The organism is Pseudomonas sp. LY-1 (genome assembly GCF_053502595.1).
In genome coordinates this window covers 5,858,495-5,871,535 of the sequence record NZ_CP094353.1, presented here as the reverse complement: position 1 = coordinate 5,871,535, position 13,041 = coordinate 5,858,495, and the positions used below count along the sequence as shown (strand labels likewise).

The window sequence follows — 13,041 nt, the reverse complement described above, 5'->3', positions numbered from 1 at the left end:
CGACGCGCGGGTTCCTATCGGTTCAGGCGTTTGTCGATCAGGCCGGCGACCACGCTGGGGTCGGCCAGGGTGGAGGTATCTCCGAGGCTGTCCAACTCGTTGCAGGCTATTTTGCGCAAAATGCGTCGCATGATCTTACCCGAGCGGGTTTTCGGCAAGGCCGGGGCCCATTGGATCAGTTCCGGTTTGGCAAAGCTGCCGATTTCCTTGCTGACCAGTTCGAGCAGATGTTTCTTCAGTGTCTCGCTGGGCTCCACGCCATTCATGGGGGTGACGAACGCATAGATGCCCTGGCCTTTGACGTCATGGGGATAGCCCACCACCGCAGCCTCGGCGACCCAGTCATGCAACACCAGGGCACTTTCCACCTCGGCGGTGCCGATACGGTGGCCGGACACGTTGATCACATCGTCGATGCGCCCGGTGATCCAGTAGTCGCCGTCTTCGTCACGCCGCGCGCCATCGCCGGTGAAGTAATAACCGGGGTAGGGTTTGAAATAGGTGTCGATCATGCGCTGCGGGTCGCCATAGACACTGCGGATCTGCCCCGGCCAGCTGGATTTGATCGCCAGCACGCCGCTGCCCGGGCCGTTGATTTCCTTGCCGTGCTCATCGAGCAGCACCGGCAGCACGCCGAACATCGGTTGGGTCGCGCAGCCGGGCTTGATGCGCTGGGCGCTGACCAGCGGGCTGAGCATGATGCCGCCGGTTTCGGTCTGCCACCAGGTATCGACAATCGGGCAGCGTTGTTCGCCGACGGCGTTGAAGTACCAGTCCCAGGCTTCCGGATTGATCGGCTCGCCGACGCTGCCGAGCAGGCGCAGGCTGGCGCGGGAGGTGTTCTCCAACGGAGCGTGGCCCTCGCGCATCAATGCGCGCAGGGCCGTCGGCGCGGTGTAGAAGATATTGACCTGGTGCTTGTCGATGACCTGCCAGAAGCGCGAGCTACTCGGGTAGCTGGGCACGCCTTCGAACATCAGCGAGGTGGCGCCGTTGGCCAGCGGGCCGTACACGATGTAGCTGTGGCCGGTGACCCAGCCCACATCGGCGGTACACCAGAACACTTCGCCGTCGCGGTAGTCGAGCACGTACTTGAAGGTCATCGCGGCTTGCAGCAGGTAGCCGCCGGTGGTGTGCAGCACGCCCTTGGGTTTGCCGGTGCTGCCGGAGGTGTAGAGGATAAACAGCGGGTCTTCGGCGCCCATCGGCTCGGGTGGGCAGTCATCACTGGCGGCATCCACGGCTTGTTGATAGTTGAGGTCGCGGCCTTCGCTCCAGTTCGCGGCGGCCCCGGTGCGCGCTACCACCAGCACGGTGCTGACGTTCGGGCAACTGGCCAGGGCCTTGTCGACATTTTGTTTCAACGCCACCGGCTTGCCGCCGCGCACGCCTTCATCGGCGGTGATCACCGTGCGGCAGTCGGCGTCGAGAATGCGGTCGCGCAGGGCGTCGGGTGAAAAACCGCCAAACACCACCGAATGCACCGCCCCAATCCGCGTACAGGCGAGCATGGCGTAGGCCGCTTGCGGAATCATCGGCATGTAGATGCACACCCGGTCGCCTTTTTTCACGCCACGGCTTTTCAGCACATTGGCCAGGCGGCTGACGTTTTGATGCAGTTGGCGGTAGGTGATGGTGGAAGATGCTGTCGGATCATCGCCCTCCCAGATGAAGGCCGGTTGCTCGGCGCGTTGCGCCAGGTGGCGGTCGATGCAGTTGTAGCTGACGTTCAATTGGCCGCCGGCAAACCATTGGGTGGCGCCGGTCTGGATGTCCGAGGTATTGACGGTGTGCCAGGGCGTGGTCCAGTCGAGAAAGCGCCCGGCCTGTTCGGCCCAGAACGTGTCCGGCTGTTCGATGGATTGGCGATAGAGGCGCTGATAGTCCTCTTGACTCAGTTGCGCAGCCCGGCGGACGGCATCGGCGATGGGAAACATGCTGATATCGAACATGAGCGATCCTTATTCTTGTTTTTGCGACAAGTCATAAAGATGCACCCAGTCGGGGGCGGGTTCAAGGCCGACGTCCGAATGGACGCCGGCCCTGTGTGACCGACGTCAGCCGCGGTGACGACCGCGGAAGTAGTTGATCAGGCCCTGGGTCGACGCATCGTCGGCCAGGCTTTCTTCGGCGCCGGTCAGGCGGTTGTAGACGCCCTTGCCCAGTTCCTTGCCCAGCTCCACGCCCCATTGGTCGAAGGCGTTGATGCCCCAGATCACGCTTTGCACGAACACTTTGTGTTCATACATCGCGACCAGTGCGCCCAGGCGCCGCGGGCTGATGCGCTCGACCACCAGGGTGTTGCTCGGACGGTTGCCCGGGATCACCTTGTGCGGGGCCAGCTTCTGCACGTCGGCTTCCGGCAGGCCCTTGTCGCGCAGCTCGGCTTCGGCTTCGCTGCGGGTCTTGCCGAGCATCAGCGCCTGGCTCTGGGACAGGCAGTTGGCGTACAGCCACTGATGGTGATCGGAGACCGGGTTGAAGCTGACGATCGGCACGATAAAGTCGGCCGGGATCAGTTGGGTGCCCTGGTGCAGCAACTGGTGGTACGCGTGCTGACCGTTGCAGCCCACGCCGCCCCAGATCACCGGGCCGGTATCGGTGGACACCGGCGTACCGTCCTGGCGCACGCTCTTGCCGTTGGATTCCATGTCCAGCTGTTGCAAGTGTTTGGTGATGTTACGCAGGTAGTGGTCGTAGGGCAGGATCGCATGGCTCTGCGCGCCCCAGAAGTTGCCGTACCACACACCCAGCAGGCCGAGCAGCACCGGCATGTTCTGTTCGAACGGCGCGTTCTGGAAATGCTGGTCCATGGTGTAGGCACCGGACAGCAGTTCCTTGAAGTTCGACATACCGATGGCCAGGGCGATGGGCAGGCCGATGGCCGACCACAGCGAGTAACGGCCGCCGACCCAGTCCCACATCGGGAAGATGTTTTCTTCGCGGATGCCGAAGGCCACGGCGGCCGCGTTGTTGCTTGATACGGCGATGAAGTGGCGATACAGCTCGGCTTCCGAGCCGCCCTGGGCCAGGTACCAGGCGCGGGCGGCCTGGGCGTTTTTCAGGGTTTCGAGGGTGTTGAAGGATTTCGACGAGACGATGAACAGCGTGGTCTCGGCGCGCAGCTTCATGGTCAGCTCGTGGAACTCGCTGCCGTCGATGTTCGCCAGGTAGTGGCAGCGCACGCCTTTGTGGGCGTAGGACAGCAACGCTTCGGAGACCAGCTCCGGGCCAAGGAACGAGCCACCGATGCCGATGTTCACCACGTCGGTGATCGGCTTCTCGGTGTAGCCGCGCCACAGGCCGTCGTGGATGCGGCCCACGAGGTCGGTGATCTGGTTCAACACCTTGTGTACGTCCGGCATGATGTTCACGCCGTTGACCGACAACTTGTCGCCCACCGGGCGGCGCAGGGCGGTGTGCAGGGCAGGGCGACCCTCGGACGAGTTCACCGGCTCGCCGGCATACAGCGCGTCGATCGCGGCTTTAAGGTCGACTTCCTTGGCCAGGTCCACGAGCAGGTTGCGGGTTTCGCTGGTGATCAGGTTTTTCGAGTAATCGAGGAAAAGCCCGCAGCTGCTCAAGGTGAATTGGGAAAAACGCTGAGGATCGGCGTTGAACGCGTCGCGCATGCTGAAATCCTGCATGGCTTGGCGATGTTGATTGAGCGCTCGCCAGGCGGGCAGAGCGGTAACGTCATGAGGGGTGCGGTAGTACGCCATCGCTGCGGGTTTCCTTTTATTACGGGGACTGCCTTTAGGACACTTCAAAGCCCGAAACATCCAGTCTTTCATCAAGCGTTGGGTTCCGGACAGCGCTAACCATAGCGCAGGGCGAATACATTAAACCTAGCGTGTCGATATGTCTTGGCTTTGTCTGCGCTGTGGCCGGTACTTTTTTATACCGGCGCATCAGGCTGGGCAACGGGCGGGGGGTCAGTCGAGGGGCAGATGCAGGTTGTCGATCAGGCGCGTCGCGCCCAGGTAGGCCGCGACCAGAATCACTACATCGCGATCCTCGGCCGTGGCCGGGCGCAGGTGGACACCTTGGCGCACTTCGAGGTAGTCCACGCGCATGCCGGCGGCTTCGATCTGCTGGATCTGTTCGGCACGCAGTTTGGCGAAGTCGCGGTCGCCGCCTTTGATGGCGGCGGCAATCTGACTCAGGCTGCGGTACAACGCCGGCGCGACGGCCCGCTGCTCGGCGGTGAGGTAACCGTTGCGCGATGACAGCGCAAGGCCATCCTCGGCGCGCACGGTCGGTTCACCGATGATCTGGATCGGCATGTTCAGGTCATGGACCATGGCGCGAATCACGGCCAGTTGCTGGTAGTCCTTCTGGCCAAACACGGCCATATCCGGCTGGACCATGTTGAACAGCTTGTTGACCACCGTGGCCACACCTTCAAAGTGCCCAGGACGGCTGGCGCCGCACAGGCCTTCGGACAATTGCGGCACGCTGACGCGGGTCTGGCCGGTCATGCCGCTGGGGTACATTTCCTCGACGCTTGGCGCGAACAACAGGTTGCAGCCGGCTTGCAGGAGTTTTTCCTGGTCGGCGGCGAGGGTGCGCGGGTACTTGTCCAGGTCTTCGCCGGCGCCAAATTGCAGCGGGTTGACGAAGATGCTCGCGACCACGAAATCCGCCTGTTGAGCCGCCTTGGCCACGAGGGCCGCGTGGCCGCTGTGCAGGTTGCCCATGGTGGGCACAAAGCCGATGCGTTTGTCGGCGCTGCGGGCATGGGTAACGGCGGCCCGTAGTTCACGTAGGGTTTTTACGGTGTTCATGCAGAGAATCCGTGTTCGGCGCCTGGGAAGGTCACGCCTTTGACTTCGGCGACGTATGCGCTCAACGCGGCGTGGATGCTGTCCTGGCCGGTCATGAAGTTCTTCACGAACTTCGGTACCCGGCCGGTTATCGACAGGCCGAGCATGTCGTGCAGCACCAGGACCTGGCCGTCGGTGGCCGACCCGGCGCCAATGCCGATCACCGGCACTTTGACCGCATGGGTGATTTCCGCGGCCAGTTCGCTGGGCACGCATTCGAGCAGGATCATCGCGGCGCCGGCTTGTTCCAGGGCGATGGCATCGGCACGCATCTGGCGCGCCTGGGCTTCGTTACGGCCCTGGACTTTATAGCCGCCGAGGATGTTCACGGACTGCGGCGTCAGGCCCATGTGCGCGCACACCGGTACGCCGCGTTCAGCCAGCATGCGGATCGACTCGGCGAGCCAGGCGGCCCCTTCGACCTTGACCATGTGCGCGCCGGCTTGCATCAATTTGCCGGCGTTGTGGAAGGTCTGTTCGACGGTGGCGTAACCCATGAACGGCAGGTCGGCGATGATAAAGGCGCCGTCGTTACCGCGCTTGACGCTGGCGGTGTGGTACGCGAGTTCATCCGTGGTGACGGGCAGGGTGCTGTCATGCCCTTGAAGCACCATGCCGAGGGAGTCGCCCACCAGTAACACCTCGACACCGGCTTGGCAGCAGGCGTGGGCGAAGGTGGCGTCATAGCAGGTCAGCATAGCGATTTTTTCACCTTTGAGCTTGAGGCTCTGCAAGGTGGTCAGGGTAACGTCTGGCATGAAAAGGGTCCTCGTTCAGGCGCTTGGAAACAGCGAGTAACGCGCATGAGTCTTCGTTTATACAGGCGCACTTTCTTGAGAGCAGTGCTTATAAGGCCTGGATTGCGCCCTTTAGCGCCGGTTGGCGGCAGCGGGACGCCTATAGTCGTGAGGAGGACACGGGAAGTCAATTGCATGTGTTACCGCATTGTTACGACGGTGGTGTTACCGCTGTTACTGATGCGATTCAGCAGTGGCTGATCAACGCTGGGTGCTGAGCGCAGGCACGCGTTCCAGGCCGACAAACGGGCAGGCTGCGAGCAGGTCGCTGAGGCGCCGGCCATCGGGCAATTGCAGGGTGGCTGGGGCCAGTTCGGCCAGCGGGTACAGCACGAAGGCGCGCAGGTGCATCTGATAGTGCGGCACTTGCAGGCGTGGTTCGTCGATCAGGCGGTCGCCGAACAGCAGGATATCCAGGTCGAGCGTGCGTGGGCCCCAACGTTCAAGGCGTTCGCGGCCCTGGTCGTTCTCGATGGCTTGCAGCGCATCGAGCAGTTCCAGTGGCGCCAGGCAGCTGTCCAGGGCCGCGACCGCATTGGTGTAGCGCGGTTGGCCGGGGAGCAGGGAGTCGCTTTGATAGAAGGCCGACACCCCGGCGACGGTAGTGCCCGGCAATTGCGCCAACGCCTCGATAGCATTGCGCAATTGTTGCTCCGGGGCCGCCAGGTTGCTGCCCATGCCGATGTAGATGCGTTCCACGTTTATTCGCCTGCGGCGCCCGAGGCATCGGCGGCACTGCGCTTGCGTTTGCTCCCGCTGCGACGACGCTTCTTGGGCCCTTCGCCGACGCCATCGCCTTTGCTGCCGAGCTCACGAATCATCTCGCGGCGCTCGCTGTCATTGGCGTCCTGGTAGTCGGTCCACCATTCACCCAGGCCGTCGGTCTGCTCGCCGGCGCTTTCACGCAGCAGCAGGAAGTCGTAGCCGGCACGGAAGCGCGGGTTCTCCAGCAACAGGTCGGCGCGCTTGCCGCTGCGACGCGGCAGGCGTTCCTGCATGTCCCAGATCTCGCGGATCGGCAGGGTGAAGCGTTTCGGGATGGCGATGCGCTGGCACTGCTCGGCGATCAACTCGTGAGCGGCTTCCTGCATGGCCGGGATCGGCGGCATGCCGCGGTCCTGCAGACGCAGTACGCGTTTGGGCAAGGCCGGCCACAACAGGGCGGCAAACAGGAACGCCGGGGTGACCGGTTTGTTCTGTTTGATGCGCAGGTCGGTGTTGATCAACGCTTCGCTGATCAGGGTGTGGGTATACGTCGGGTTGTATTCCAGTGCTTCGGCACTCGCCGGGAACAAGGGATCGAACAACTGCAGGTCGACGAGCATTTCGAAGGTATCGGCGGCGTAGCCCGAGAGGAACAGCTTGAGCACTTCTTCGAACAGGCGCGCCGAGGGGATTTCCCGCAGCATCGGCGCCAGTTCGCGAATCGGTGCAGCCGTGTGGCGCTCGATACCGAAGTTCAGCTTCGCGGCGAAACGCACCGCCCGCAGCATGCGTACCGGGTCTTCCTGGTAACGCTGCGTCGGGTCGCCGATCAGGCGGATCAGGTTGTTGCGAATATCGTGTACGCCGTTGGCGTAATCGAGGATGCGCTCGCTGACCGGGTCGTAATACAAGGCGTTGATGGTGAAGTCGCGGCGCTGCGCGTCTTCTTCCAGGGTGCCGTAGACGTTGTCGCGCAGGATGCGTCCGCTTTCGTTGCGGGAAGACTGATTGGTGTCTTCTTCCTCATCGTTTTGCGGATGACCGGCACGGAAGGTCGCGACCTCGATGATTTCGCGGCCAAAGTGAATATGCACCAGCTTGAAGCGGCGGCCGATGATGCGCGCATTGCGAAACTCGGCGCGCACTTGCTCGGGCGTGGCGCTGGTGGCGACGTCGAAGTCCTTGGGCGTGATATTGAGCAACATGTCGCGTACACAGCCGCCCACCAGATAAGCCTGGTAACCGGCGTTCTGCAAACGTTCGACGATGTTCACTGCATAACGGCTGAACTGAGCGCGTTGCAGCGAATGTTGGCTGCTGTTGAGCACTTCAGGCGTGCTGCGTTTGTGTTGCGTTCGACGCAAGGGAGAACGGAATGACTGGAACAACTTCTTCAGCATGGGATGCACTGTTTGAAGGAATGTTCGGCCATAACGAAGAATGACCGCATGATGGGCCGGGATTCTAGCATTTAGTCGGGGGATGGTGTAGGAACAAGCTACAGGCCTTGCGCCATAAGCCTAAAAACGTCAAATACCGGAAACTACAAGGGGAGCCGAAGCTCCCCCAGAAGTAGTTGCGTGCTCTATTTTTATTATTGGTTTCGGGCTTTTTGTTTTTGTTGATCGCCCTCGCCATGAAGTGTGACCTTCATGACACTCCCAATCGGGAGTCAAGAGCAAACGGATTGCTTTGGTCGCTGTGTTGCTGATCTACGATCCAACCAGTTCAGGCTCTGCCTTAGGGCAGTTTTTGTTGTTCTCGGCCTGGTTGCGGGGCAAGCCCCAAATGCAACGCCTCTCCAAAAGAATCAGTTAGCTGCGCCTCCGCCGTGTTGTTTTTATTGTGCGTGAGTCGATTCGTCTTATTTTTATTGTCTTGTACAAAGCTTGTTATTGTTTTTGTACTAAGCATATAGCAGGGTGCGTGCCAACTTTTGCGCCGACCAGCAAAATCAGGGGGTTGAGGGGTTTTTGGCTGTTTGGCGGCGAAAAAAAAGCCGGGGCTTCGTTACCGTAAGCCCCGGCTTTTGTTACGCGAAATATCCGCGGTAACAGTTTTTTCACATTGGCGGGTGTTACCTGTGGGCGCGCGCCCTCAGCTTTCGCTGGCCACTCCGGTCTTGCGTCGTGGAATACCCAGGCGTTGGCGCCGTTCCCACAGGCACTTGCGGCTTACGCCCAGCTTGCGCGCCAGTTCGGTCTCGGTCATGTGGTCCTGGTGCTCGAGGACGAAATGCTGGAAGTAGTCTTCCAGTGACAAATCTTCCGTCGGTTCATGGCTGGTATTGCCGGCGGCGCCCTGTTGCGGGGCCAGGCCGATGAAGTCGTCGTCTTCCAGGTCACTGAGCTCTATATCGATACCCAGCAGTTCGGCGGAAATTTCCGGGCTCTCCGACAGAATCACCGCACGCTCGACCGCATTCTCCAACTCCCGCACGTTACCCGGCCATGAGTAGTGCCGAATCGCCTGCTCGGCGTCTGCGGCGAACCGCAGGTCGGTACGGTTGATGCGCGCGCTCTGGCGCAACAGGAACGCATTGGCGATCTCGTTGACGTCGGCACCCCGTTCCCGCAGGGCCGGCAGCTTGAGTGCGATCACATGCAGGCGGTAATACAAGTCTTCACGGAACTGGCCGATCTTGGCCAGGCTCTTGAGGTCGCGGTGAGTGGCCGCGATCAGGCGCACGTCGACCTTCTGCGATTGCACCGAACCCACCCGGCGGATTTCGCCTTCTTGCAGTACACGCAGCAGGCGCGCCTGGGCTTCCAGGGGCAACTCGCCGATTTCGTCGAGGAACAGCGTGCCGCCGTCCGCCGCTTCCACCAGGCCCGCGCGTCCGGCGCTGGCGCCGGTAAACGCGCCTTTCTCGTGGCCGAACAGTTCGGACTCGATCAGGGATTCGGGGATTGCCGCGCAGTTCACCGAGATCATCGGTGCCTTGGCGCGCTTGGACAGGTTGTGCAGGGCGCGGGCCACCAGTTCCTTACCGGTCCCCGATTCGCCCTGGATCAGCACATTCGAGTCCGTCGGCGCCACTTTGCGGATCTTGCTGTACAGGTCCTGCATCGGTGGGCAGGAGCCGATGATGCCGATCTCGCCATTGCTGTTGTCGACGCCCGGCTTGTCGGCGCCGTTGGCCGCCTTGCCGGCGGGACGCTGTTCGGCCGTAGCGCTGCTGGCCGACTGGCGGTCACGCAGGATGCGGGCCACGGCCTGGAGCATCTCATCGTGGTCGAACGGCTTGGCGATGTAGTCCACCGCGCCCATCTTCATGGAGTCCACCGCCGAGCGCAGGCTGGCGTAGCTGGTCATGATCAGCACCGGGGTGCCCTGGCCGAGCTTGATCAACTCGGTGCCCGGCGCGCCGGGCAGGCGCAGGTCGCTGACAATCAGGTCGAACGTGGGAATACTGAACCGCTCTTGGGCTTCCTGCACCGAGCCGGCTTCGCTGACCTGGTACTGATTACGTTCAAGCAGGCGACGCAAGGCAGAGCGGATAATGGTTTCGTCTTCGACGATCAAAATGTGCGGCATTGATTCAATTCTCTCGACGGTCTCAGTTCACAGCGGACGTCGCTTCGACATGACGCGGCAAGGTCACCCGAATACGGGTGCCGCGTTGGCTTTCTGTGTCAGCCGGGCTGTCGATGGTGATTTGTCCATAATGCTCTTCAACGATGGAATAGACCAGTGCAAGGCCCAGACCGGTGCCTTCACCGGGGTCCTTGGTGGTGAAGAAGGGTTCGAACAAGCGGTCCTTGATGTTCTGTGGAATGCCGCTGCCTTCGTCCTCCACGATCAGGTCGACCGTGTGCTCGAAAGCCTCGCTCTTGACGCGTACCGCACTGCCGGCGGGGGACGCGTCGCGGGCGTTCGACAACAGGTTGATCAACACCTGCGCCAAGCGCTGGGAGTCACCGTCGACCCAGTGGTCCGGATCGCACAGGTTGAAGAACTGTACTTCGAAATTGCGCCGATTCAAGGCCAGCAGCCCAATGGCATCCTGCGCCACTTCGGCCAGGCACACTGCTTCGTCGTGGTTCTGATGGGCGCCGGCGTGGGCGAAGCTCATCAGCGACTGCACGATGCGCGACACGCGCTTGGTCTGTTCGAGGATCTGCCCGCTGATCTCGGTGATTTCGCCGTCTTCCTCGCGCTCTTCGCGCAGGTTCTGCGCCAGGCAGGCGATACCGGTGATCGGGTTGCCGATTTCATGGGCCACGCCCGCCGCCAGGCGACCGATACTGGCCAGGCGCTCGGAATGCACCAGCTTGTCTTCGAGCATCTGGGTTTCGGTCAGGTCTTCCACCAGCAACACCAGGCCGCTGTTACCGGGGGCCAGGGGCTCGTCGATCGCCGCCTTGTGCAGGTTGAGCCAGCGGGTCTGGCCGTCGAGGGCCAGGTGCTGCTTGTGCAAGTGTTCGTCGGGCAGGTTGATAAAGCCTTGCAGCAGTTCCTTCCACGGGTCGCCCAGGGTATTGAGGCGCGAGCCCACGACCCGTTGCGCGGCAATGCCGGTGAGTTCTTCCATGGCCTTGTTCCACATCAGAATCTCCTGGTCCTTGGCCAGGGAGCAGACCCCCATCGGCAGTTCCTGCAAGGTCTGGCGGTGATAGCGGCGCAGGGCATCGAGTTCGGCGGCCAGGCCAGTGAGGCGTGAGTGGTAATCCTCAAGCCGGCTTTCGATGAAGTGGATGTCTTCAGTGACGTAGTTTTCGCCGCTCGCCTTGTAGGGCAGGAACGTTTCCACCATGTCCTGCGACACGCTGGGGCCCATCAGCCCGGACAGGTTGGCTTCGATTCGGTCGCGCAGGCGGCGCAGGGCGTAGGGGCGGCGCTCGTCGAACGGCAGATAGAGGTCGCGCAGCGCTTGTTCGACTTCCTTTTGCGCGGCCTTGGCGCCCAGAGGCTTGGCCAGTTGCGTGGCGAACTCTTGGGGCGAGGCGGCATGCAGCTCGCGGCGTTGCGGGCGGCGCACGTTGTCCACCGCGCAGGCTTCGGCGGCGCTGGTTTCTTCCGGGCTGGCGTTGGTGAACAGCGAGATCAGGGTGAACATCAGCACGTTGGCGGCCAGCGAGGCGATCGCTGCCATGTGCCAACTGGTGTCGTCGAGCACGTAGATCATGTTCAGCAGCGGGATGTAGAAACCCTGCAGGTTGCCGACCAACGGCAGCAACATGGTCACCAGCCACACCAGAATCCCGGCGAGCAACCCGGCGATAAAGCCGCGCCGATTGGCCGTCGGCCAGTACAGCACCGACAACACCCCCGGCAGGAACTGCAAGGTGGCGACAAACGCGACGATCCCCAGGTTGGCCAGGTCTTGCCCGGCGCCCAGCAGCAGGTAGAAACCGTAGCCGGCCATGATGATCGCGACGATCAGCGCACGGCGGGTCCATTTCAGCCAGCGGTAGATATTGCCTTCGGCCGGCGGCTGGTACAGCGGCAGCACCAGGTGATTGAGCGCCATGCCGGAGAGCGCCAGCGTGGTGACGATGATCAGGCCACTGGCCGCCGACAACCCGCCGACATAGGCCAGCAGCGCCAGGGCCGGGCTGTTGGCCGCAATACCGATGCCGAGGGTGAAGTATTCGGGGTTGGTGGTGGCGCCCAGTTTGAGGCCGGCCCAGAGGATCAGCGGCACCGCCAGGCTCATCAATAGCAGGAACAGCGGCAAGCCCCAGCTGGCGCTGACCAGCGAGCGCGGGTTGAGGTTCTCGGTGAACGTCATGTGGTACATGTGCGGCATCACGATGGCCGAGGCGAAGAACACCAGCAGCAACGTGCGCCACGGGCCTTCCTGCAGCGGGGTGTGCAGCGCGGCGAGGGCGGTCTGGTTTTGCAGCAGCCACAACTCCAGCTGTTGCGGGCCGTCGAATACGCCGTAGAGCGCATACAGGCCGACGCCACCGATGGCGATCAGCTTGATCACCGACTCGAAAGCAATCGCAAAGACCAGGCCTTCGTGTTTCTCGCGGGTGGCGATGTGGCGTGAACCGAAGAAAATCGTGAACAGGCTGATCAGTGCGCAGAAGGCCAGGGCGACGCGATACTGCACCGGCTCACGGGTCAGGATGCTGATGGAGTCGGCCACCGCCTGGATCTGCAGGGCGAGCAGGGGCAGCACGCCGATCAGCATGAAAATCGTGGTCAGCGCGCCCGCCCAGGTGCTGCGAAAGCGGAAGGCGAACAGGTCGGCCAGGGACGACAACTGATAGGTGCGGGTGATCTTCAGGATCGGGTACAGCAGCACCGGCGCCAGCAAGAAGGCCCCGGACACCCCGAGGTAACTGGACAGAAAGCCATACCCATACTGATAGGCCAGGCCCACCGTGCCATAGAACGCCCAGGCGCTGGCGTAGACGCCCAAGGACAAGGTGTAGGTCAACGGATGGCGAATGATCGCCCGCGGAATCATTCCGCGCTCACTGATCCAGGCGACACCGAACAACGTAGCCAGGTAGGCGGCGCTGATCAGCAGCATCTGGGTGAGGCTAAAGCTCATCGGCATCTTTTTGGCTCTGCAGGATGAAAGTCACGACGATCAGGATCAGCCACAGCAGATAGGGGCGATACCAGGCGCCCGTGGCGTCGATCCACCAATCCATGATGGCGGGGGAAAACAGGTAGATCCCGACGACCAGCAGCAGGACCAAGCGATAGATGTACATGTTGGCCTCTGATTGAATAACTGCGGCGATGGTAACGGA

Annotated in this window: 9 protein-coding genes; all 9 read right to left on the bottom strand. The window is 62.1% G+C overall.

What is annotated here, in order from left to right:
* Window positions 1–14: 14 nt before the first annotated feature.
* The 9 genes from acs to MOQ67_RS26900 all read right to left on the bottom strand — a co-directional run bounded on the left by acs (window position 15) and on the right by MOQ67_RS26900 (window position 13,002).
* Complete coding sequence (gene acs, locus MOQ67_RS26940) at window positions 15–1,952, bottom strand: acetate--CoA ligase (protein ID WP_448675716.1); 1,938 nt, start codon at window positions 1,950–1,952, stop codon at window positions 15–17.
* Between the two features lie 105 nt (window positions 1,953–2,057).
* The gene (pgi, locus tag MOQ67_RS26935) at window positions 2,058–3,722 is read right to left on the bottom strand and encodes a glucose-6-phosphate isomerase (RefSeq protein WP_017847431.1); all 1,665 of its coding nucleotides are present in this window, start codon (window positions 3,720–3,722) and stop codon (window positions 2,058–2,060) included.
* Between the two features lie 213 nt (window positions 3,723–3,935).
* Window positions 3,936–4,787 (bottom strand): pantoate--beta-alanine ligase, encoded by an 852-nt coding sequence (panC, locus tag MOQ67_RS26930; protein ID WP_198717766.1) that lies wholly within the window; start codon window positions 4,785–4,787, stop codon window positions 3,936–3,938.
* Window positions 4,784–5,584 carry a 3-methyl-2-oxobutanoate hydroxymethyltransferase gene (gene panB, locus MOQ67_RS26925; RefSeq protein ID WP_046487560.1) on the bottom strand — a complete coding sequence of 267 codons (801 nt, stop codon included), beginning with the start codon at window positions 5,582–5,584 and terminating at the stop codon, window positions 4,784–4,786. The genes panC and panB overlap by 4 nt, the downstream gene beginning before the upstream one ends.
* A gap of 240 nt (window positions 5,585–5,824) precedes the next feature.
* Complete coding sequence (gene folK / locus MOQ67_RS26920) at window positions 5,825–6,322, bottom strand: 2-amino-4-hydroxy-6-hydroxymethyldihydropteridine diphosphokinase (protein WP_198717765.1); 498 nt, start codon at window positions 6,320–6,322, stop codon at window positions 5,825–5,827.
* A 2-nt stretch (window positions 6,323–6,324) separates the two neighbouring features.
* Entirely contained in the window at window positions 6,325–7,728 is a 1,404-nt protein-coding gene (locus MOQ67_RS26915; RefSeq protein ID WP_017847435.1) for a polynucleotide adenylyltransferase PcnB, read from the bottom strand.
* Window positions 7,729–8,425: 697 nt separating this feature from the next.
* The gene (locus MOQ67_RS26910) at window positions 8,426–9,865 is read right to left on the bottom strand and encodes a sigma-54-dependent transcriptional regulator (RefSeq protein WP_017847436.1); all 1,440 of its coding nucleotides are present in this window, start codon (window positions 9,863–9,865) and stop codon (window positions 8,426–8,428) included.
* A 22-nt stretch (window positions 9,866–9,887) separates the two neighbouring features.
* Window positions 9,888–12,842, bottom strand: a complete 2,955-nt coding sequence (locus tag MOQ67_RS26905; protein ID WP_162231511.1) for a sensor histidine kinase — start codon at window positions 12,840–12,842, stop codon at window positions 9,888–9,890.
* Window positions 12,826–13,002 (bottom strand): hypothetical protein, encoded by a 177-nt coding sequence (locus tag MOQ67_RS26900; RefSeq protein ID WP_003176118.1) that lies wholly within the window; start codon window positions 13,000–13,002, stop codon window positions 12,826–12,828. Before MOQ67_RS26900 ends, MOQ67_RS26905 begins: the two co-directional genes overlap by 17 nt.
* Window positions 13,003–13,041 lie beyond the last annotated feature (39 nt).